20 protein-coding genes and 1 other RNA gene are annotated in these 19,955 nt (G+C 60.3%); 9 read left to right on the forward strand and 12 right to left on the reverse strand.

Annotated elements, in window-relative coordinates; translation table 11 throughout:
* Positions 1-19 precede the first annotated feature (19 nt).
* From ABZS45_RS06790 to ABZS45_RS06810, 5 genes are all read right to left on the reverse strand, one after another.
* Complete coding sequence (locus tag ABZS45_RS06790; protein ID WP_070524657.1) at positions 20-1,051, reverse strand: siderophore ABC transporter substrate-binding protein; 1,032 nt, start codon at positions 1,049-1,051, stop codon at positions 20-22.
* 171 nt (positions 1,052-1,222) lie between these two features.
* A complete protein-coding gene (locus ABZS45_RS06795) occupies positions 1,223-2,575 on the reverse strand; it encodes a M20 family metallopeptidase (protein ID WP_070524658.1) in 1,353 nt (450 codons plus the stop codon).
* Between the two features lie 4 nt (positions 2,576-2,579).
* The gene (locus tag ABZS45_RS06800) at positions 2,580-4,250 is read right to left on the reverse strand and encodes an AbgT family transporter (protein WP_412099181.1); all 1,671 of its coding nucleotides are present in this window, start codon (positions 4,248-4,250) and stop codon (positions 2,580-2,582) included.
* 301 nt (positions 4,251-4,551) lie between these two features.
* Positions 4,552-5,025 carry a GNAT family N-acetyltransferase gene (locus tag ABZS45_RS06805; protein WP_255365831.1) on the reverse strand — a complete coding sequence of 158 codons (474 nt, stop codon included), beginning with the start codon at positions 5,023-5,025 and terminating at the stop codon, positions 4,552-4,554.
* 193 nt (positions 5,026-5,218) lie between these two features.
* Positions 5,219-5,869 carry a DJ-1/PfpI family protein gene (locus tag ABZS45_RS06810; protein WP_412099182.1) on the reverse strand — a complete coding sequence of 217 codons (651 nt, stop codon included), beginning with the start codon at positions 5,867-5,869 and terminating at the stop codon, positions 5,219-5,221.
* 202 nt (positions 5,870-6,071) lie between these two features.
* On the opposite strand from ABZS45_RS06810, the gene ABZS45_RS06815 reads away from it, so the two are divergent.
* Positions 6,072-7,139: an LLM class flavin-dependent oxidoreductase gene (locus ABZS45_RS06815; RefSeq protein ID WP_412099183.1), complete on the forward strand. Its 1,068-nt coding sequence runs from the start codon at positions 6,072-6,074 to the stop codon at positions 7,137-7,139.
* 58 nt (positions 7,140-7,197) lie between these two features.
* Here the strand turns inward: ABZS45_RS06815 and ssrA are convergent.
* Positions 7,198-7,577: a transfer-messenger RNA gene (gene ssrA / locus ABZS45_RS06820) on the reverse strand.
* 211 nt (positions 7,578-7,788) lie between these two features.
* Between ssrA and ABZS45_RS06825 the strand changes: the two genes are divergently transcribed.
* Complete coding sequence (locus tag ABZS45_RS06825; RefSeq protein ID WP_412099185.1) at positions 7,789-9,060, forward strand: septum formation initiator; 1,272 nt, start codon at positions 7,789-7,791, stop codon at positions 9,058-9,060.
* Here the strand turns inward: ABZS45_RS06825 and ABZS45_RS06830 are convergent.
* The 5 genes from ABZS45_RS06830 to prfB are packed head-to-tail and all read right to left on the reverse strand — an operon-like array spanning position 9,057 to position 12,714.
* Positions 9,057-9,413 carry a DUF488 domain-containing protein gene (locus ABZS45_RS06830; RefSeq protein WP_412099186.1) on the reverse strand — a complete coding sequence of 119 codons (357 nt, stop codon included), beginning with the start codon at positions 9,411-9,413 and terminating at the stop codon, positions 9,057-9,059. The two genes, ABZS45_RS06825 and ABZS45_RS06830, sit on opposite strands and share 4 nt — an antisense overlap.
* A gap of 10 nt (positions 9,414-9,423) precedes the next feature.
* Entirely contained in the window at positions 9,424-9,927 is a 504-nt protein-coding gene (gene smpB / locus ABZS45_RS06835) for an SsrA-binding protein SmpB (RefSeq protein ID WP_010189093.1), read from the reverse strand.
* Positions 9,928-9,981: 54 nt separating this feature from the next.
* On the reverse strand, positions 9,982-10,884 hold the full coding sequence (gene ftsX / locus ABZS45_RS06840) for a permease-like cell division protein FtsX (protein WP_070444180.1): 903 nt from the start codon (positions 10,882-10,884) through the stop codon (positions 9,982-9,984).
* A complete protein-coding gene (ftsE, locus tag ABZS45_RS06845) occupies positions 10,885-11,574 on the reverse strand; it encodes a cell division ATP-binding protein FtsE (RefSeq protein ID WP_071409422.1) in 690 nt (229 codons plus the stop codon).
* Between the two features lie 33 nt (positions 11,575-11,607).
* Positions 11,608-12,714 (reverse strand): peptide chain release factor 2, encoded by a 1,107-nt coding sequence (gene prfB / locus ABZS45_RS06850; protein WP_412099187.1) that lies wholly within the window; start codon positions 12,712-12,714, stop codon positions 11,608-11,610.
* 69 nt (positions 12,715-12,783) lie between these two features.
* Between prfB and ABZS45_RS06855 the strand changes: the two genes are divergently transcribed.
* Complete coding sequence (locus ABZS45_RS06855) at positions 12,784-13,611, forward strand: inositol monophosphatase family protein (RefSeq protein WP_412099188.1); 828 nt, start codon at positions 12,784-12,786, stop codon at positions 13,609-13,611.
* Positions 13,604-14,377 (forward strand): histidinol-phosphatase, encoded by a 774-nt coding sequence (gene hisN, locus ABZS45_RS06860; RefSeq protein ID WP_412099189.1) that lies wholly within the window; start codon positions 13,604-13,606, stop codon positions 14,375-14,377. The genes ABZS45_RS06855 and hisN overlap by 8 nt, the downstream gene beginning before the upstream one ends.
* Positions 14,378-14,497: 120 nt before the next feature.
* On the opposite strand, the gene ABZS45_RS06865 is transcribed toward hisN, so the two are convergent.
* Positions 14,498-15,700 (reverse strand): S1 family peptidase, encoded by a 1,203-nt coding sequence (locus ABZS45_RS06865; protein ID WP_412099190.1) that lies wholly within the window; start codon positions 15,698-15,700, stop codon positions 14,498-14,500.
* Between the two features lie 185 nt (positions 15,701-15,885).
* Here ABZS45_RS06865 and ABZS45_RS06870 point away from each other — a divergent pair, with 185 nt between their 5' ends.
* The 5 genes from ABZS45_RS06870 (at position 15,886) to ABZS45_RS06890 (ending at position 19,891) form a co-directional block, all read left to right on the forward strand.
* On the forward strand, positions 15,886-16,314 hold the full coding sequence (locus ABZS45_RS06870) for an NUDIX domain-containing protein (RefSeq protein ID WP_412099191.1): 429 nt from the start codon (positions 15,886-15,888) through the stop codon (positions 16,312-16,314).
* Positions 16,315-16,339: 25 nt separating this feature from the next.
* Positions 16,340-17,023 (forward strand): DUF4232 domain-containing protein, encoded by a 684-nt coding sequence (locus ABZS45_RS06875; RefSeq protein WP_412099192.1) that lies wholly within the window; start codon positions 16,340-16,342, stop codon positions 17,021-17,023.
* Between the two features lie 47 nt (positions 17,024-17,070).
* Positions 17,071-17,379 (forward strand): hypothetical protein, encoded by a 309-nt coding sequence (locus tag ABZS45_RS06880; RefSeq protein WP_412099193.1) that lies wholly within the window; start codon positions 17,071-17,073, stop codon positions 17,377-17,379.
* A 3-nt stretch (positions 17,380-17,382) separates the two neighbouring features.
* A complete protein-coding gene (locus tag ABZS45_RS06885; RefSeq protein WP_412099194.1) occupies positions 17,383-17,829 on the forward strand; it encodes a DUF1990 family protein in 447 nt (148 codons plus the stop codon).
* Between the two features lie 82 nt (positions 17,830-17,911).
* On the forward strand, positions 17,912-19,891 hold the full coding sequence (locus ABZS45_RS06890) for a vWA domain-containing protein (protein ID WP_412099195.1): 1,980 nt from the start codon (positions 17,912-17,914) through the stop codon (positions 19,889-19,891).
* Positions 19,892-19,955: the final 64 nt, after the last annotated feature.

Genomic DNA, 19,955 nt, shown 5'->3' on the forward strand with positions numbered 1-19,955 from the left:
TTCGCTAACGCAGAACTGTTTAGGCTTGGGCCTTCTCGAAGGCGTCGGCAAGCGCGTTCAAGATCTCGGTGTAGGTAATGATGGACTCATCAATGTAGGTGTCATTCGGCGCCACGTAAACGTTGCCGTCCTTTACCGCGCTCACGCTCTTCAGCGCCGCATTGTCCTTGACCAGCTTCTCACCCGGGGTGACCTGCTCGCCTTCCTTGGAAATGGCAGCGTCGCGGTCCATAACGAGGATCCAATCCGGGTTGGACTGAGCAATCGCCTCGACGGAAATATCATCGCCCTCGTGGTCGTCAGAAGCATTGTCGACCTCTAGGGCCGGGGTCAGGCCGAGCAAGTCGAAGACCGGCCCATACACGCGCCCGATGCCAGGAGCGATGTAGCCGATTTCACCACCGGAGGTATTCACGGCCATCACCTTCTGCTCAGGGTCATAGGCCTTCTTGGCACGCTCGGCGGCAGCGTCGAAGTCCGCGATGAGCTTTTCGGCGTCTTCCTCGTGGCCAAAGACCTGGCCCAGCGCCTCGGTGTGGCGCTTGAGCTCTTCGAAGAAGTCCTTGTCATCGCGCGGCTCGAAGTCAACAACTGGAACATCTTCGAGCAGCTTCTCGATGTCCTCCTGGTGCTGCTCGAAACGCTGGCCGTTCCACACCACGTCCGGCTCCGCTGCGACGAGGCTTTCCAGATCCGGTTCCTTATGGGAGCCCAGATCAACCTCGACGGTGTCCTTGTTGTAGGTATCACGCAGGGACTTCGGCACCAGCGGAAGCGGCGCGGCGGCAAGGTCGATATCCCACTGAGCCAGAACGGAGAAAGCGCGGTTATCCGTCACCGCGGGGTTCTCTACCGGCAGCGCGACCTCCTTCGAACCAAAGTTATCCTCCAGCGTAATCGTGGAGGAGTCCGCGGCTGCGGAGTTGGTCGGCTCAGCAGAATCCTGGGATTGGTTTGCGGAGCAACCCGTTAGAGCGAGCGCAGCCACGGAGAGGGTGGCGGCAACTTTGGTGACGGTCGCGCCTGCGGCACGGCGAGAAAGAGTAAACATAGTTTCCTTGCATATTAGGTGTGGCTAACCACAGCTGGCAAATAATGTCAGCGCATAACCTAACCTATGTAAGGCTTACCTTTCAAGCACACAATTGTTTCTTAATTCATCACGGGGGTACGCATACGCTGGGCGACGCCCCGTGACGTGCCATTACAAGGACGTGGCCCGCTACCCCTTCTCCGCGATGAGATCGGTCACCGATACGGGCCCTTCCCTATCAAAGTCTTCCTGCGCCGCGCGGCGAAAGTCCGAGTCCGCCAAGAAATCTAGCGCTACTTGCGCCAACCCGGCAGCCGAATCGACAGCCGCATCCACCGCCTGCGGCGTGGCCGCCCAGCGGGCGAAGTCCTCGGTATGCAAGGCCACGTCGGTAGGCGAAACCTGCACCATCGGGTGCAAACCCGGAACGAGGTGGGAGACGTTGCCGAAGTCCGTCGAGGCAGCCACCGTATCCGGAACCGTCCCCGCCGGCAGCGCAGTGCGCCCCCGGCGCGCTTGCGTCGCCGTCCAGCGGTCCACCAGCGCCGCATTGTTGCGCACGGGCAGCGTCATCGGATGCTCGTCCCAATCCACATCCACCTCAACGCCGGCCATGAGCGCTGCACCCTGGACGATGTCTTCCACCCTGGCGGACAGATCCATGAGCGTGCGCGTTCCCAACGAGCGCACGTAAATAGTCATCTCCGCCTCGCTCGGAATAATGGAAGGGCGATCGCCACCGCTCATGATGGCGTGCACGCGATCCGAAGGCGGCATCTGCTGCCGCATCAGACCAATGCCCTGGTAGGCCAAGCTCGCGGCGTCGAGGGCGTTGCGCCCCATGAAGGGCTGGGAGCTCGCATGTGCAGCCACACCACGAAATGTCACACGCAAGATGCGGCGGCCTACCCAGGCGTGCGCGCCGATGTCATAACCAAAGCCATGGATCATCACTGCGGCATCCACGCCGTCGAGGCTGCCTCCGCGAATCATGTATTCCTTGCCGGAATGACCTTCCTCCGCAGGGGTTCCCTGGAGAAGTATGCGGCCGGATAAGGAAGGGGTGGCGTCGTCCAGCACGGCAGTAGCCGCCAAGAATCCAGTAACACCCGCCGCGGCGATGACATTGTGCCCACACGCGTGCCCAATATGCGGCAGGGCATCATACTCCGCAAGGATGGCCACGGTGGGATGCTGCTCGGGATTGAAATCCGGGCTCCGCCACGAGGCTTCGAACGCGGTCTCCACACCATAGACCCCGCGGCGCGTGGAAAAACCATGCTCCTCCACGAGGTCCGCGAGTACCGACATGGAGCGATGCTCCTCAAAAGCGGTTTCGGGGTGGGCGTGCAGATCCGCAACGATGTGCGCTGCCTGCTCCCGCAGGACATCTGCCTGTGCGGCAGCAGCGTCCCAGAGCCGCGATTGGCCCGGGTAGTCCTCTCCGTGCTTTTCCGGTGGGGCGGCGGACGCCACGCGCTTGGCGACGCCCTCCTCCATCGCCTCCAAATACGCTGTCGACGGATTGTTGCGTTCGTCCATTCGATTAACCAATCATGACGTTGTTGCCCGGTCCCAGCGGAAGATCCACATAGAACCAGATGGCCAGCAGAATTGCCCACGCGGTAAAGAACGGGATAACGAAGGGCACGAGGCGCGACATCAGTGTCCCCAGGCCCGCCCCGCGCTCATAGCGCTGGAGGAAGCCAAGCATGACGATCATGTACGGGTTCAGCGGGGTGATGATCTGGGTCGCGGAATCACCAACGCGGAACGCACCCTGAATGAAGGCCGGTTCATAACCCAGCAGGGCAAACATCGGAACGAAGACCGCTGCCATGAGCGTCCACATGGAAGAACCGGAAATGATCAGCAGGTTCAGGCACGACGCGAGCGCGATGAAGGCGAAGATGGCCGGGAAGCCGGTAAGCCCAATGGACTCGAGGAAGGCCGCACCCTTCACGGCAGTAAAGGTACCGATACCGGTCCACGCAAAGAGCGCCACGAACTGACCCAGGATGAAGGCCAGAATAAGGAAGCTCATCATGTCTTTGAGAGCACCGATCATCATGTTCACGACGTCGGTGATCCCCTTGACCGTGCCCACGACCTTGCCGTAGACCACGCCAAGCACCAAGAAGTAGGCAAAGACGATGAAGACGATGGAATTCAGCAGCGGGGACTTGGGCAAGAAGCTGCCCTCTTCATTGCGCCACGGCGATTCCGGCAGAAGGACTGCGAAGAGGATGATGGCGGTGAGGATAACCGTGGCCACACCGGACCAGATAAGGCCCTTGGATTCGGCCGGGCGCAGTTCGGCGGTGAGCTCCTCGCCGTTTTCATCGCGGTCACCGCGCTCAGCGGCATCCTCGGGATCAATATCTTCCTCGGTGGGAACTTCCTGCTTCCACATGCGCGGCTCGATGACCTTGTCGATGATGAATCCAGCAAGCACACCGAGCACGATGGAAGAAGCCACGTTGAAGTAGTAATTCGACATGGCGTTAACCGGCGCGAACTCGGTATCTGGCAGAGTCTCCATGACTGCGGTCGTAATACCGGCAAAGAGGGCATCCAGGGAGGTGGGCACCAAGGCAGTGGAATAACCAGCGCCCACGGCGGCGAAGCCACCAATCAGACCTGCCACTGGGTGGCGGCCCGCGGCTTTGAAGACCATCGCGGCCAGCGGCGGAACAATGACGAAGGCGGCATCCGCCATGACGGAAGCGGTCACGCCGATAACGCCGACGGCGTACGGAAGCAGCCAGGGCTTGGCGGAACCAAAGAGCTTGCGAATCAACGCAGAGAGCATGCCGGAGCGCTCCGCCACACCCACCGCCAGCATGATGGGCAGCACCGTCACCAGCGGCGGGAAGTTGATGTAGTTCTCACCCATTGTCGTGGTGAACCACGTCAGTCCCTCACCGGTGAAGAGACCCTTCACCGGCTGAATCTCATCCGATCCGGGAATCTTAATCTCCACGCCCATCTTGGCCATGATGGTGGAGAGGACACCGGTAATTAGGAAGAGGATTAAGAAGATGGTGAAGGGCTCCGGCAGCTTGTTGCCGATGTACTCGACACCGTTGAGGAATTTATCCAGCATTCCCCCGCTGGATTGCTGGCTCGATTTTTGCTCGGCCTTGGCGGGATTTGCTTTCGACTTCTCCGTGGTGCCGGCGCCGCCTTTCGGCGCCGTATTGGATGGGCTGTTCATGGGTACTCCTGTCGTAGGGGTCAGTCCCAGTGCTCCACGTCACACTGTTGGGGAAAGGCTACCACGGGAATGTAACTTGGGTAACAAATATTTTCCTTCTTCGTCACATTTTCCCGGCCAGCCGTCCTCCGCTTTCGCCCCGCGCCCCTACACCCCTCACGGGATTCTCATTACGCTCACTGCAAATAGCGCCCCAAATTCGACGCCGTTTTTAGCCCCTTATCTACCGTGAACAACACTGAGAGGTGTCCATTAGCCCTGAGTTGGCAATGATGCTCGCTTTTCACGATTTTGTTGGAGACTATCTGCGCTCCCAACGGACTTCGCCGTCAACGACCTGTGCCGTGGGGCTCATCCCTGCATAGGCAGCGACATGCTGTGAGGCTAAGTGCTCGGGATGGATATGAGCGATGAGATGCGTAATGCCTCGCTCCGCAAGATAAGCGCTAAGCAGTTTCACAGCTTCCTTGGCGTATCCATGCCCCTGCCACTGTTTCCCAATCACCCATGCGATCTCCGTCGCATCACCGCTGCGGGGCACAGTCGCCTGGACGTAACCTATCGGTTGCTTACTCGAACCGAGGGTGACGATGAGATTGATCCATTCTTCGGTACCGTCGCTCGAGCCGCCTCGGGTTTGGAACGCGTACCGTCGCGCAAGCTCATCAGCAGAAGGCGGCTCACCACCCGTAAACGTGTACAGGGCACGGCTGGAAAGCACAGTAGCCATCTCGGTAGCATCCTCGACACGAAGCGGCCTTAAGTCGATAGGCATCTTTATCGCCATAGTTCACCACGCAAGATTTGATCAGTCACTAGAACATTAACGCTTCTGCTGACGACGAAGTTCCGAGCGCCCTCTCACCAAGAGCGCTTTTCACCCATCGCTACACTCACGGTAAATAGTGGCCCAAAATCGACCGTTTTTAGCACCTTATCTACCGTGAGCGTCGTCGGCTTCCCAGACGTCACTCCCCGCATTCAGCGTCGTCAACGCTCGAGGGCACCAGCCCATAAAGCCGGGCGAAAGGATCCCACTCGCAATCGCGATGCGGCTCGAATTCCGCAAAGTTGGCAGCGTCGATGGCAACAGCTTCGGAGCTGAGGTACTCAATGAGTGCGACCGTCATATCCATCCCCGCCGCCACGCCTGAGGAAGTCCACCGATTACGGTCCTGCACCCACCGCGCCTTGGGCTTCCAAATCACGGACTCCCCGAAGGAGCTCGCCCACGCAAAGGCACGCTTGTTGCTCGTCGCGGCGTAGCCTTCCAAAAGCCCCGCTGCCGCCAAGACCGCAGAACCCGTGCACACGGAGGCAACCCACGGTGCTTGTGCGCCCAACCCACGAAGCCACGACAGAAAAGATTCGTCCCCTACGAGCTGCCGGGTTCCTTTACCGCCGGGAACGAGGAGAGCGTCGGTCGGCCCAATCTGCCCATAAGAAATCGTCGGCACCACTTCCACGCCCTGCGAGCTTGCAACTGGCTCGCCCGTCGGCCCGGCGAAAACCACGGTGATGTCAGGCACCGCTTGAAGCAGCTGGACGGGTCCGAAGACGTCGAGAAGCTCAAAGCCTTCAAACAAGACGACAGCGATGCGGAGAGATTCGGTATCCATGCGGCCATCCTAAAGCAGGCCCTATGAGCACGGACGAGCATCTGGGACCCGGGTTCAATTCCCGGCGGCTCCACACACGAAGAGACCCCAGATAGAACGCTTTCTAACTGGGGATTTTGGCGGAGCAGCCTTAGACCGTGACAATCTGCTGATGGGGCGCTACCCTGGTTGTTGATACGTCACCAATAGGAGTGTTTAGCCAATGAAAGCATTCGGATTCTTAAGCTTCGGACACTACGCCTTCGGCGGCCAGCGTGGACCGTCCGCCGAAAAAGTCGCGAAGATCCACCTGGAAATCGCCCAGGCTGCAGATGAGATCGGCGTGAACAACGCGTCTTTCCGCGTCCACCACTTCGTACCGCAAGCCTCAGCCCCCATGCCGCTACTCGGCGCAGTCGCCGCCACCACCAAGAACATCGAGGTGGGTACCGGCGTGATCGACATGCGCTACGAAAACCCACTTTACCTCGCCGAAGAGGCCGCCTCCCTCTACCAGCTCTCCGGCGGCCGCGTGGCCCTGGGTGTCTCTCGCGGCGCCCCGGAGGTTGCCGAGCGCGGTTGGGAGGCTTTCGGCTACAAGGGCGAGGCCCCCAACGGCGCGGACGTGGCGCGCGACCACCTCGAGGCGTTCATGGCCGCGGTGGACGGCAACGGGTTTGCCACCGCCGCACCCCTAGACCGCCAGTACCCAAATATGTTTCAGCCAGGCTCCACCCTCCCCGTCTTCCCCACGGCATCTGAGCTGCGCAAGCACATCTTCTACGGCTCCGGCACTCACACTTCGGCAGAGCAGACCGCGAAGGACGGGCTGAACTTGATGTCTTCCACCCTGGTTTCCGAGACCACCGCCGCGACCTTGGGTGAGATCCAGGCGGACCAGATCAGCCGCTACCGTGCCACATGGAAGGAAGCGGGCCACGACTGGACCCCGCGCGTGTCCGTCTCCCGTTCCATCTTCCCCATCGTGGACGGCGCCGATATGCAGCGTTTCGGCATGCACGCCTCCGGCTCCGACCAAGTAGGCGTGCTGCCCGACGCCGGCGCTTCCACATTCGGCCGCACGTATGCCGCCGAGCCTGACAAGCTCATCGAGCAGCTCAAGGCCGACTCGGCCGTGATGTCCGCCGACACCCTGCTGATCACCATCCCGACCGGCATGGGTGTGGACGTCAACGTGAAGATTCTCGAAAACTTCGCAACCCATGTCGCCCCTGCGCTGGGCTGGCAGCCAAATACCGAGGGCCCGGTCACCGGTTACCCGATCGACTAATCCGCCCCCTTCACACAAGAAACCCGCTGGCCGTTATGGCCAGCGGGTTTGCTGCTATTTGTGGAGCCGCCGGGAATTGAACCCGGGTCCTTCGTCACCTCGCCAGGGCTTCTCCGTGCGCAGTCTGCACAGGATCTCTACTCGGCCCTCCGGCTCGGGCAAACTCGCTCCGGATGATGGGCCCAGTTGCTCTTAAAGTCCCCAACCGGCCGAACAACAAACCGGTCAGGCAAGTTCCCTAGTCGATGCCAGGATCTAGGTCAGGAACCAAACCTAGGCTGACAGACACGCGTCGCTGAAATTAGGCAGCGAGGGCGTAGTCACGCTGAGAGTTCTTCTCTGCGTTTATTGGTTGCTACGACGCTTAACGGTGGTCTCTAGCCTGCACCGGCACGCTTCCCCTGGCTCAATGTACGAAGTCGAAACCATGTCGACCCCTCGATTACACATTGCTGTGAAAGCTGCGCAGCACGCGCCTCTGCGCGCCCTACGGTTCGTTCAACGCTACTGCACCCGCCCCTATTCCCGCAAGCTTCACCCCAGGCCACATGAGGCATAGCTTTCATAAGCACCCCCTTGTGATTAACATCAACTTAAACGCTGTTAAGGTGTGTGAGTCCTATTCACCTACTTTGTTAAAGGCTGCAAAGTGAGCGCAACCACCGAAACCTCTAGCTCCCAAGAAACCGCCCACCATCAAGCGAGCAATACCGAATGGGCCATCTCCCTCTTTGGTACCGCCGTGGGCGCCGGCATTTTGTTCCTTCCCATCAACGCCGGCAGCTTCGGCTTCTGGCCGCTACTCGTGGCAACCATCCTGATCGGCCCGATGACGTACTTCTCCCACCGCGGGCTCGCCCGCATGATTTGTGCGTCGCCACGCCAGGGTGAGGACATCACCGCGGTGGTCACGGACTACTTCGGCAAAAGCGCAGGATTTATCATCTCGGTGGTTTATTTCTGCGCAATTTTCCCCATCGTCCTCATTTATGGCGTTTCGATCACCAATACGGTTGATAGTTTCATCGTCAACCAGCTACACGGGCCCTCGGTTCCGCGTCCTCTATTGTCGTTCCTTCTCGTGGGCATCATGACCATCGTCTTCGCCTTCGGCCAACGCATCGTGCTCGCCGTGACGCAGTTCTTGGTCTACCCGCTGATCTTCTGCCTCGGCGCGCTGTCCATCTACCTCATCCCGCGCTGGGACGTCGCTTCCTTCATGGAGGTGGGCAACAGTGATTGGCGCATCGTCGGCTCCGTTGCGCTTATCATCCCCGTGCTGGTGTTTTCCTTTAACCACTCCCCCGCGATTTCCCAGTTCTCCTTGGCCATGGTCGCCGCACACGGCCGCGAGAAGAGCTCGGAGAACGCCTCGCGCGCGCTGGCACTAACCGCAATTCTGCTCACCGTATTCACCATGTTCTTCGTGTGGTCCTGTACCCTCACGCTTGGTGCGGACGGTCTCGCCGAGGCCCGCGAGCAAAACCTGCCGGTCCTGTCTTACCTGGCCAACGTCACCGGTGTCCCGGTCTTGGCTTTCCTCTCCCCGATCATCGCGATGATTGCGATTATCTCCTCCTACTTCGGCCACGTGCTGGGAGCTACCGAGGGCGGCAACTTCCTGCTGCGCAGCGCCGCGCCGCGCGCCACCGAGAAGCTCTCGGAAAAGCAGCTCAACTCCATCATGCACGGCATCATCTTTGTCTGTGCGTGGATCGTGGCCATCATCGACCCTTCAATTCTGGGTCTCATCGAGGCCATCGGCGGCCCCTTCATCGCCTCGATCCTGTACCTGCTGCCGATGTATGCCATCCACCGCATCGACGCTCTGAAGCAATTCCGCGGCCGCCCCAGCAACGTCTTCGTCGTCATCACGGGTCTCATCGCCGTGGGCGCCACCATCTGGAGCCTTTTCTCCTAGCGTTCCTCTAACCACGCCTTCAAAACAGTGGCGTGGTTGACCTCGCGGTCCTTGGCGGCGAAAAGTAGGGTGACGTCACCATCCTCCGCTAGTTGGCGCAAGCGCGCCAACTCCTCGCCGTCGTTCTCGTCGAGCTCCGCACGATAGCGCCGGGCAAATTCCTCGAAGGTGTCAGCATCGTGCCCCCACCACTTACGCAACCCCGGGCTGGGCGCGACATCCTTGAACCAGTGGTCATAGGACAGACGCTCCTTGGCCACGACACGGGGCCAGAGCTTATCGACGAGCACCGCTACCCCACGCGGCTGCTCACCTTCCCGAATAACATCATGAACCTTAGCCGTATAAATCATGGCTTCCAGGTTAGGCGTTAATCCCCTTTACGCGGCGGCCCAGCTCGCGGGTGATGTCGCGGTCCTGGTCGCGGCGCTTGATTGCTTCGCGCTTGTCGTAGTCCTGCTTACCCTTGGCCAAACCGAGCTCGCACTTGGCGCGGCCGTCCTTCAGATACACCTTGAGCGGGATCAGCGTCTTATTGCCGTCGCGCACCTGGCCCATGAGCTTGTCAATCTCCCTGCGGTGCAACAGCAGCTTGCGTGTGCGCTTGGGCGAGTGATTCGTCCACGAGCCTTGGGAATACTCCGGGATGTGGAGGTTGCGGATATAGACCTCGCCGTCGTCAATGGTGGCGAAGGCATCTGCCAAGGAGATTTTACCTTCGCGCATCGACTTAATTTCGGTGCCCACGAGCACCATGCCGCATTCCAGGGTGTCGAGGATGGTGTAGTCGTGGCGGGCACGTCGGTTGGTGGCCAAGGTCGAGTTATTGTCGACGGCCGCCTTTTTCTTCTTTGCCTTCTTCGCCATAGTTCGAACTATATTACGCTACTGCCAGGCACAGCCCACAACAGGCCTGTTGGCCTATGTCCGCACGTAGGCGCGCATGGTCACCTGCGCGGTCAGTGCAGCGCACAGGATTGCCACAAGCCCCACGATAGGCAGAGCCGTCCACACGTCGCCTGCGGTCACCGGGGCCAGAAGCTGGTTGTGGTACAGGTCCTTCAGCGCGGGATCGATCACCGTGTTCTTTCCTACGATGACGCCTATCCCGGCGAGAACGACACCACCGACGGCGCCGAGGACCGCCTCCATGATGAAGGGGGCGTGGGTCACCCACCGCGATGCGCCGACGATGCGCATAATCGCGGTCTCTCGCTGGCGCTGATAGGCGGCGATCTGCACCATGTTCGCGATCAGCATGATGGCGGCCAGCGCCATGACAGCAGCTAAGACGAAGGTGGCATTCCGGATGGCGTCGAGGTTGCCTGCGGCGCTGCGGACCTCCTCTTGTTGGTCGATGATGTCGCTAACGGCAGGGTCGGACGCGATGGCGTCGATTGGCGCGGTATCCGTCGGATCCTTCAGCCGCACATGGAAGGCCGCCGGCAGCGCATCCGGGGAGGTTTCCTCAACCATGACTGGATCAGTTTCCTTGAACAGTTCCACAAAGCGCTCGTAGGAATCCTCACGGTTGCGGTAGCTGACGGACTCGATATCTTCATCCGCCTCTAGCTTCTTCTTCAGCCCGGCGCAGGCGGAGTCCTTGCACTGCGGATCGTTGGCAGAAATATCCTCGTTGAGCTGGACCATGACCTCGACGCGTTCGAGGTAGATGTTTTTGGTTTCGTTGGTCATCTGGGTAACCAGCACACCAGCCACCACAAGCGCCACCGAAATGGCCGTGGTGATCACCATGGCGATAGTCATGGTGATGTTACGCCCTAGCCCTTTAAAAGCTTCCCTGAATACAAAGCCCAGATTCACCTAGACCGCCTCCCCGTACATCGCGCTCTTCTCATCGCGCACCAGCGTGCCGTTGTGCAGCTCAATGACGCGCTGGCGGGCCTCGTTAACTGCGCGCGCATTGTGCGTCGACATCACCACGGTGGTTCCGCGGCGGTTGATCTTGGTGAGCAAGGCCATGATCTCCGCAGCCGTGGAGGGATCAAGGTTGCCCGTGGGCTCGTCGGCAAGCAGCAACTTGGGACGGTTAACAAAGGCCCGCGCAATCGCCACGCGCTGCTGCTCACCGCCGGAGAGTTCATGCGGCATGCGATGCTGCTTGGCACCCAGGCCGACCATGTCGAGGACCTCGGGGACTTGCTTGGCAATCCGCGCCTTGCGTTTGCCGATGACTTCCAAGGCAAAGGCCACGTTGTCATAAACGTTCAGCTTGGGCAGCAGGCGAAAGTCCTGGAAAACGTAGCCGATGGACTGGCGCAGGCGGTTGACCTCGCGCCCCTTCAACGCGTTGACGTGGAAGTCCCCGAAGTAGATATCTCCCGAGCTGACATTGGTTTCGCGCACCATGAGCTGGAGGAAGGTCGACTTGCCGGAGCCGGACGGGCCGATGAGAAAGACGAATTCTCCGTCTTCAATCTCAAAGGACACGTTGTCCAACGCGGGCCTTGTGGAGGTCGGATAGACCTTGGACACATTCTCAAAAGTGATCACTTAAGCCACATTAGCAACATTTGTTACTCGGGCCTAGGCCTCCTGCTGCGCCATACGCCACCGGACCCCGGATTCCAGGAAACCATCGATATCACCATCCAAGACCTTGGAGGGATCCCCCACCTCATAGTTCGTGCGCAGATCCTTGACCATCTGGTACGGGTGCAGCACATAAGAACGCATCTGATTACCCCAGGAAGCATTGCCACCCGCACCCAGCGCATCGAGCTCCGCGCGCTCCTCTTGGCGCTTGCGCTCCAGCAGCTTCGCCTGCAGCACGCGCATAGCAGAGGCCTTGTTCTGGATCTGGGACTTTTCGTTCTGACAGGTCACCACGATGCCGGTCGGGATGTGCGTCAAGCGCACCGCCGAATCCGTTGTGTTGACCGACTGTCCGCCCGGGCCCGAGGAACGGTAGACGTCCACGCGCACCTCCGAATCCGGCACTTCGATGGAGTCGGTTTGCTCCACCACCGGCAGCACCTCGACCTCCGCGAAGGAAGTCTGGCGGCGGGCCTGGTTATCAAAAGGAGAAATACGCACGAGGCGGTGCGCGCCCTGCTCCACGGAAAGCTGGCCATACATGTATTCGCCATGCACCACGAAAGTGGCGGACTTAATGCCGGCCTCTTCGGCATAGGAGATGTCGTAGACATCGACCTTGTGCCCGTGCTTTTCCGCCCAGCGCGTGTACATGCGCATGAGCATCTCCGCCCAGTCCGCGGCATCCACACCACCCGCGCCGGAGCGGATGTTGATGACCGCCTCGCGCTCGTCATATTCGCCGGAGAGCATCGTGGTTACCTCAAGCGCCTCAATGGCCAAGCCAAGCTCTTTCAGCTCCGTGTCCACGAGTTCTTTGGAGGCCTCATCGCCTTCCTCCTCCGCGAGCTCAGACATGACCGGAAGGTCCTCGATCCGCCCGCGCAAAGAATTCAGCTTGCGCAGTTTTGCTTGCTGCGCCGAGAGCTCCGAGGTCACCTTCTGCGCATGGTCGGGGTCATCCCACAGCGACGGGTCCCCAGCCTGGGCCTCAAGCTCGCGCACGCGCTCGGACACCGCCTCCGGGTCCATCACCTTTTCAATGGAGGTCAAAGTGGCGCTGAGTTCCTCAAGTCGTACTGTTTGTTCCGGACGCATAGCCCCCTACTCTACTTATTCTTTCTCCCTGATTAGCCATCGGCCGCGTTTAGCGCGACAATAGGCGGCATGAGTGACCAGCCAAGCCTCACCGAGATGATCGATGCCATCATCAAGACCTTCATCGTCGCCCACGCAGACGATACCGACGCCCACCTTGCCCAGGCACTTGTTTATAACGCAGGCCGCCTGGCCTGGCGCCTGCGCGAGCAGGGAGTAGACATAGAGCAAAAGACCTCCGTCTCTGATGTCGTCACCGACGCTGACTTCGCCGCCGAGCGTTTCGTCGCCGGTGTGCTCGAAGCCCTGCGCGGAGAGGACGGCATCGTGGGCGAAGAGGGTGCCAACCGCGAGTCGAAGTCCAGCCGGACCTGGGTCATCGACCCCGTCGACGGCACCTACAACTTTGCCTCCGGATCCGATTATTGGTGCTCTGCGCTCGCGCTTGTCGACGCTGAAGGGGTCATCCTCGGCGCCGTCCACCGCCCCGCCATGGGCTATACCTGGTTCGGCGGCCGTGACTTCCCCACCAGTCTGGACGGCAAAGAGGTCACCACGCTCGCCGACACCCCCGCCGACAAGCTGTGCTTGTCGACGTACCTGCACCCTACGTCCATGACGGATCCCGCAATCGCTTCCGCCTGGGAAAAAGTAGCCCCGCACTTCGCTACCGTCCGCATGTTGGGTGCGGGCTCCGTGGATCTCTCCTGCGTGGCGGATGGTACGTGGGGAGCGTGGATGCAGCACTCCGTCAAGGACTGGGATTGGTTCCCGGGCCAGGCACTGGTGCTGGCCGCCGGCGGCGCGGCGCGCAAGGTTGAAGCCGGCGGTGTGGAATGGTGTATCGCGGGTAATAAACAGGTAGTTGATCAGATGGAGGAATGGCTCCGTGGGTAAGTACAAAGAAGACCTCGGCTTGGCATTGGAGATGGCAGGCCATGCGGACGCCATTACGATGCACCGTTTTGAGGCTGCAGACCTGTCCGTCAAGGAAAAACCGGACATGACGCCGGTCTCCGATGCGGATCTGGCCTGCGAAAAGGCAATCCGTGAGGCTCTGAAGCGCTCGCGTCCACGCGATGAAGTGCTGGGGGAGGAATTCGGCGGCGAGGCCTGCTTCGAGGGCCGCCAGTGGGTAATCGATCCCATCGACGGCACCAAGAACTTCGTGCGTGGCGTCCCTGTCTGGGCCACGCTTATCGCTCTCCTCGAAGACGGTGAACCCGTCGTCTCCGTCATTTCCGCCCCCGCTTTGCGCCGCCGCTGGTACGCGGCCAAAGGTGGCGGCGCCTACCGAGTCTTCGGTGGGGAGCCGAAACGCCTGCGCGTTTCCGAGGTCTCCAAACTGGGAGATGCCTCCCTGGCCATGAGCTCCTTGTCTGGGTGGCGGCCGAACCGCGACGCTTTCATCTCATTCACGGACAAGGTGTGGCGTCTGCGCGGCTACGGCGACTTCTGGAACTACTGCCTCGTAGCCGAAGGCGCCGTCGACATCGCTGCCGAGCCCGAAGTCTCCCTCTGGGACCTAGCAGCCCCAGCGCTTCTTGTGACTGAGGCCGGTGGCCGCTTCACCAACGTCCGCGGCGAAGACGGCCCCCACGGCGGCTCAGCGCTGGCCTCCAACGCCAAGCTTCACGACGCCACCCTCAGCGCCTTGTCCTAGCTTCTGCGCGGCGCCGCGGGCCGGCACCGGCCTGCGAACCGTGCCGCATAGAGGTCGCTTCGATCAAATAGTGCCCCAGATCTTTAAAGATCTGGGGCACTATTTGTTAGAAACGTACTTCTAATTCTCCGGAAGCATGAATCCAGAACCTACGCCCTCGCGGCGGTTGAGATCCGCGATGATGGCATCGGTATTAGACACGACCGTCGGGTTGTGCAGCGCGCCCTGCCACGGGGTACGGCACGACGGCAGGCCCGGGATGAGCCCGCGGGATACGGAACCGACGATACGGCCATCGCGGAAGACCGGAGCGCCGGAGTCACCGACCATTGCGCACACCTGATTGATGGTGATGCGCTTGCTGTGCTGGAAGGTCATACCGCAGGTGCGGCCAGTGGCCACGCCTTGCTTACAGGTAATATCGCCCGGCTGCGTGGTGCCACCGATTCCCTGAGCGGTCACACCGTTGTAGCTACGGGTTACCTCGGCTTGGGAGCCGAACTCGATAAGCGAGTAGTCCAGGTTGGCGTTCTTCGCCACCACGGTACCGGTGGGGCCTACCTGCCAGGAGTCCGCCGAGGACACCGGGTCGCCGACATTTCCACAGTGGCCAGCAGTAATACCAACCTTGCGGCCTTCAGCATCGGTGCCAGCCGCCGTCAGCGTGCACATCGTGTCCTCACGGATGTACAGCGGAGTACCCGGGCCGTACAGGGACTTGCCTTCGGTCATCGCAACATTGGATTCCTCGGGAATCTGAGGCGCATCGTAGAAAGATCCAGGCACCCGGTGCAGGATATAGTCCGCCTCGGGTTTGCCGGCAGCAATCTTGGAGAACAGGTCATTCTTCCACACGTAGTTCGGATCCGTACCCTGTGGCACGAATTCCGGCTGAGTGGCCTCCTCCAGCAATCCGATGGGAGTCGGGTTTGTCAACGGTTCACCCGTGATGGCGTCAGCGCCCGCGTAATCCTCCGGGACTGCTGGAGCCGGCAGCTGGGTGTTCAGGTTCGCCTGCTGCGTGACACGTTGCGCCGCTGGCGAGTTCACAGCGCCAGCGACAGCCTGGTTCACATCCTTCGATGCCGCCGCGGTTGCACCGTTGACGGCGGTATTGACGGCGTCGGTCACCTCTTTGTCCACAGGCTTGGTCTCAATGCCCACAGACTGCAGATCAGCGCGTACCTGGTCGACAAAACCTGCTGAATCAATCTCCGGGATGGTGGGGAGCTCCTGGGCACCCGCCGCTGGGTTACCCAGGAAGAACGCACCTGCGAAAGCCGAGCCCACGAGGACCTTCTTAAGGTGCGGAATTTTTCGCATTGAGCAATTCCTCTCTCACTTCTTCTCGTATTGGTCTATCAGACCTACCCATGATGGCACGCGCATCGAAGCGGCCGTTTCTAACGTGTGAGACTGTGTCCAACCCGTTACATTACTGACAGTTTTCGGGTGCCCCCTCTCTTCTTTCACCGCCTGCCGCGCCTCCGCAGACCTACTATGGAGGCATGTCTGAGACTGCCAATTCTTCGTCATCTCCTGCAGGCATTGCTGAGATGGTCGCTGTAATCCTGCGCGATAACCATGGTCGCGTTCTTGTCATCCGCGCCACCGATACTCCACAATTCGTCCTGCCGTTTGGCTCCATCAATGACACGATTAACCCAGCCCACGCTGCCCAGCTCATCGCCCACGAGGCTGTACGTGCCGCGGTTGATATGTCGAAGTTGCGCCGCCTAGCTACCTATGTCTCGCCTGCGGCCAATGACGCACCTCAGACGATCCACGCTCACGTCTATGTCTGTGAAGAAGAGATTTCCGTCGCCCATCCTGACAAGGAGATTGCAGAGCTAGCCTGGGTCGATCCCGCTGCCCCGGACGTCACCGTCGCCCCGTTACTTAGGGAGAGGGTATTCCCCGCTCTGCAGGACCTCTAAGCCCATAGCGTCTAGACTCCCCACCATGATTACGCAGCGACTACTCCCCGTTCTCGCGGCCGGTTCCCTTGCCCTTGCACTGGCCGGCTGCGCCACCGACGACAGCACTGATGCCACGCTTTCCGACGTCTCCCCTACAACCACCCAGGCCGCCGACGCCGAATCCGGGGCTTCAACATCCGCAGACCCGCAGTCACACGACGCAGATTCAGCGGCCGCCGAACAGAAGTCACCCGAGACCGGCGAAGACGCGCACAGCGCCCAAGACACAATCCCGGCTGGCGCCGACAGCGCCTGCGCAACGAAACAGCTCGATATCAGTCTTGCCAACGAGCAGGGGGCCGCCGGCTCACGCTTGGCTGACATTACGTTCACCAACACTTCCCCCGCACCGTGTACGTTGCAAGGCTTTCCTGGAGTCTCCGCCGTCACCAATGACGACGGCACCCAGCTCGGCCCCGCCGCCGAGCGTGAATCGGGCCAAGAAACAGCAACCGTCACGCTCGAGCCCGGGCACTCTGCCCGTGCGGGCCTGAAGATGACCAACATCGGTGTCCTCGACCCAACTTCCTGCCAGCCCCAGGCAGCCGACGGTCTGCGCGTTTACCCGCCCGGCGAAACCGCCAGCACCTTCATCCGCATTTCCGGCTTCGAAGGGTGCGCTGGCGATGCCAACTACCTCTCTATCCAACCGGTTACCGCAGGTTAAACCCGCTTAAAAGCAGCAGGCGTTCACATCGGTCTACACTCGCGGCCATGGAATCCAAGAAGCTGACGTCGCTGGTGTTTGGGAACGTTGTGCTGGAATCGCACATGACGAAGACAACTATTGCCGTTTATTCGGAGGACATGCGGTCGTGGTACTTCCGCCCGAGCCCCTATACGGAGCCCAAGGTGCCGCTCGATGAACTACAAGGACAACTGAGTAGAGAGCGCGCGGAGCTCATCTCAGAGCGCATTTTCGATAACGTCAAACTCGAGCTTGAGGAAAGCTACCCCGGCGGCGTGGACCGCGCACAGAAGGAACTCTGCGCCTGGCTTCGCCGTGCAGGCGACAGGGCTTAAGCGATGCCCGAACCACTCTCCTACTCCTCCACCGAGGGCTTCCCGCAGCTGCACATGTCCCGCGTCATCGACGCTGAATTCGATGACGCCGCGGACAAACTCTTCCGCTGGGGACTCCAGCGCAGCGGCCTTTTCCGGGTTAATCCCAGCCACGCCATCGTAGAAGAAGGAGTCGAGGTCAGCCTCGGTTTTGGACCGTGGGATTTTCGCTGCCGAGTGGTGAATGTATTCCGCGAGGAGGGGCGCTGCGGCTTTACCTACGGCACCCTCCCCGGCCATATTGAGCGCGGCGAGGAGACCTTTACCCTGGAGCGCCTGCGGGATGGGCGCACGCTGCTGCTTGTCGACGCCTCCTCCCAGCCTGCCCGCCTCGCCTTTCTGCGCCCGCTGCTCGATATTCCCCGGCGCGCGCTGATCCGCTTTTTCTACCTGCACGCTTTGGATGACTAATAGCGGGGTATCGATGGGGCCCATTCCCCTCAGTTCCGCGTTCGCCTAGCGAGGTAACCACCTGGCATGTAACTTAACTCACATGCACACTTTCCCTCACCATACTTTCCGTTCCTTATCGGCGGCCTTAGCGGCCATTCTCGCGGTGTTAGCCGCGGCAGCTGCAACCGGACTGTTTCCCTTAGCCGCCGCGGAAGACAAACCTTCCGAATCGGCCAACTCCACTTCCAGCAGCATGGCCCCCACCATGATGGTCTTCGATTCCTCCGGCTCGATGATCACCAACGATGCCGGCGGCCAGACCCGCATCGATGCCGCCAAGGAGGCTGCCCGCGCCTTCATCACCGAAGCCGGGGATGACGCCCCTCTGGGGCTTGTCACCTACGGCGGCAACACCGGCGAAGCCCCCGAAGATGAGGCGGCCGGTTGCCAGGACATCACCGTGGTCACACCACCCGAGGCCGGTAACTCTGAGAAGATGATCACCCATATGGATGGCCTGCAACCGCGTGGCTTTACGCCCATCGGCGAGTCCCTGCGCAAGGCAGCGGCCGAACTTCCAAAGGAAGGCCAGCGCAGCATCATCTTGGTCTCCGATGGCGTTGCCACCTGCACCCCGCCACCCGTGTGTGATGTGGCGAAAGAGCTGAAGGAGCAGGGCATCGACTTGGTCATCAACACCGTCGGCTTCAATGTGGAGCCTGAAGCACAGCAGGAACTGCAGTGCATTGCCGACGCCACCGGCGGCACCTACGCCGACGCCTCCGACGCCGATAGCTTGGTCAAGGAACTGAACCGCGCAGCACCCCGTACCTTCAACGCCTACGAGTCAGACTTAGAGGAGATCGAAGGCAGCGAAACCGAAGGTTCCCCGGCCAAGGTAGACCGTGACGTAGAGGCCTTCTCCACCACTCTTCTTCCGACGGAGGGTAAAGGGCACTCAGCTGAATCCACTACCTTCTTCACCACCCCCATTGCTGAAGGCGAGCGCGTGGTGATTAGCGCCAACACGACGCAAACACCAAGCATCAATAACTTCCGAAAAGGTGGATCGTTCCACTTAGGTATTGATGCAGCCGAGCTATCCTGCAAGCTCGACACCGCGACGGCCAATGAACTGGGGGTAAACCAGTACCAGACCGCAACCTTGTTTAGCACCCAAGGCGGTGAAGAGGCTTGCGACTCCGATGAGCTTGCCTTCGCCATCGAAAGAAATGGTGACTGGAAGCAGGACGAAGAATTGGGGGTGGAAGTGACCATCACCCGCTTTGGTGAGCCGGACATGGAGGGACAACCGGACCCGGCCGAGGAAAAGACCGAACCCGGCCATGTCACGGCTTCTGGCGACGCCACTGAGGTTACTCCCGGAACGTGGTTCACCAACGCTGCTGAGCTCACCCCACAGCAGCCAGTACGTGCGCAAATTGTGCCTGGTGAAACACACTTTTATCGCATCTCTGCCGAACACGGACAACAGGTTGCCGGCACGGTCTCCATGGTCGAAGAGGCCGAAGATTTTGACAACAATGGGCCGGGTGACTCCCTCGTTCTTACCGGCTACAACGAAGCACGCGCAAAAATTGATCTGGAGGGTTCCCGCGCCGTCGTAATTAAAGACGGCACAATTGATTTCAGTTACCCAGCACCGATCCTCTTTGCCAACCGCTATGGAGGCTCGCACAACGATGGTTCTGGGACTCCGGAAATCGAAAAAGTGTGGCAGGGCGGCGAGCAATACATCGCCGTCAACTACGAGAAGCTCCTCACCGACCAAGAAATCGACGAAAACACACAGCTGCCGGTGCTTACTTATGATTTGGTTGCGGACGCCGTGGGCGATCCCGTTCCGGAGCCAACCTTCGCGCCAATCAAACTCGAGACCGAGAAGCCCTCTGCGCCAGCGGAAAAAGATAATAAAGAAGACACGGAGAACCGCGCACAAGACAACGATGATTCATCGCTCTTCTCCGGCTTCCCCTTCCTCTTGGTAGGGCTCGGCCTTCTGGTCCTTTTCGGCCTCGTCATCGCTCTGGTTGTTGTCATCAGGAGCCTCAACCGCTAGCCACGCTCGCGACGAATGTCGTTCACGGTAAATAGTGCCCCGAATCTTCAAAGATTTCGGGGCT

Source organism: Corynebacterium aurimucosum, assembly GCF_046895345.1.
Lineage (GTDB): Bacteria > Actinomycetota > Actinomycetes > Mycobacteriales > Mycobacteriaceae > Corynebacterium > Corynebacterium aurimucosum_G.

Excerpts from the sequence above, each read along its gene's own strand:
- ABZS45_RS06865 (WP_412099190.1), bottom strand. The coding sequence starts at position 15,700 with ATGCGAAAAATTCCGCACCTTAAGAAGGTCCTCGTGGGCTCGGCTTTC.
- ABZS45_RS06790 (WP_070524657.1), bottom strand. The coding sequence starts at position 1,051 with ATGTTTACTCTTTCTCGCCGTGCCGCAGGCGCGACCGTCACCAAAGTT.
- ABZS45_RS06855 (WP_412099188.1), top strand. The coding sequence starts at position 12,784 with ATGAGTGACCAGCCAAGCCTCACCGAGATGATCGATGCCATCATCAAG.
- ABZS45_RS06805 (WP_255365831.1), bottom strand. The coding sequence starts at position 5,025 with ATGCCTATCGACTTAAGGCCGCTTCGTGTCGAGGATGCTACCGAGATG.
- ABZS45_RS06795 (WP_070524658.1), bottom strand. The coding sequence starts at position 2,575 with ATGGACGAACGCAACAATCCGTCGACAGCGTATTTGGAGGCGATGGAG.
- ABZS45_RS06870 (WP_412099191.1), top strand. The coding sequence starts at position 15,886 with ATGTCTGAGACTGCCAATTCTTCGTCATCTCCTGCAGGCATTGCTGAG.
- ABZS45_RS06800 (WP_412099181.1), bottom strand. The coding sequence starts at position 4,250 with ATGAACAGCCCATCCAATACGGCGCCGAAAGGCGGCGCCGGCACCACG.
- ABZS45_RS06880 (WP_412099193.1), top strand. The coding sequence starts at position 17,071 with ATGGAATCCAAGAAGCTGACGTCGCTGGTGTTTGGGAACGTTGTGCTG.
- ABZS45_RS06830 (WP_412099186.1), bottom strand. The coding sequence starts at position 9,413 with ATGATTTATACGGCTAAGGTTCATGATGTTATTCGGGAAGGTGAGCAG.
- ABZS45_RS06890 (WP_412099195.1), top strand. The coding sequence starts at position 17,912 with ATGCACACTTTCCCTCACCATACTTTCCGTTCCTTATCGGCGGCCTTA.
- ABZS45_RS06810 (WP_412099182.1), bottom strand. The coding sequence starts at position 5,869 with ATGGATACCGAATCTCTCCGCATCGCTGTCGTCTTGTTTGAAGGCTTT.
- smpB (WP_010189093.1), bottom strand. The coding sequence starts at position 9,927 with ATGGCGAAGAAGGCAAAGAAGAAAAAGGCGGCCGTCGACAATAACTCG.
- ABZS45_RS06815 (WP_412099183.1), top strand. The coding sequence starts at position 6,072 with ATGAAAGCATTCGGATTCTTAAGCTTCGGACACTACGCCTTCGGCGGC.
- prfB (WP_412099187.1), bottom strand. The coding sequence starts at position 12,714 with ATGCGTCCGGAACAAACAGTACGACTTGAGGAACTCAGCGCCACTTTG.
- ABZS45_RS06885 (WP_412099194.1), top strand. The coding sequence starts at position 17,383 with ATGCCCGAACCACTCTCCTACTCCTCCACCGAGGGCTTCCCGCAGCTG.
- ABZS45_RS06875 (WP_412099192.1), top strand. The coding sequence starts at position 16,340 with ATGATTACGCAGCGACTACTCCCCGTTCTCGCGGCCGGTTCCCTTGCC.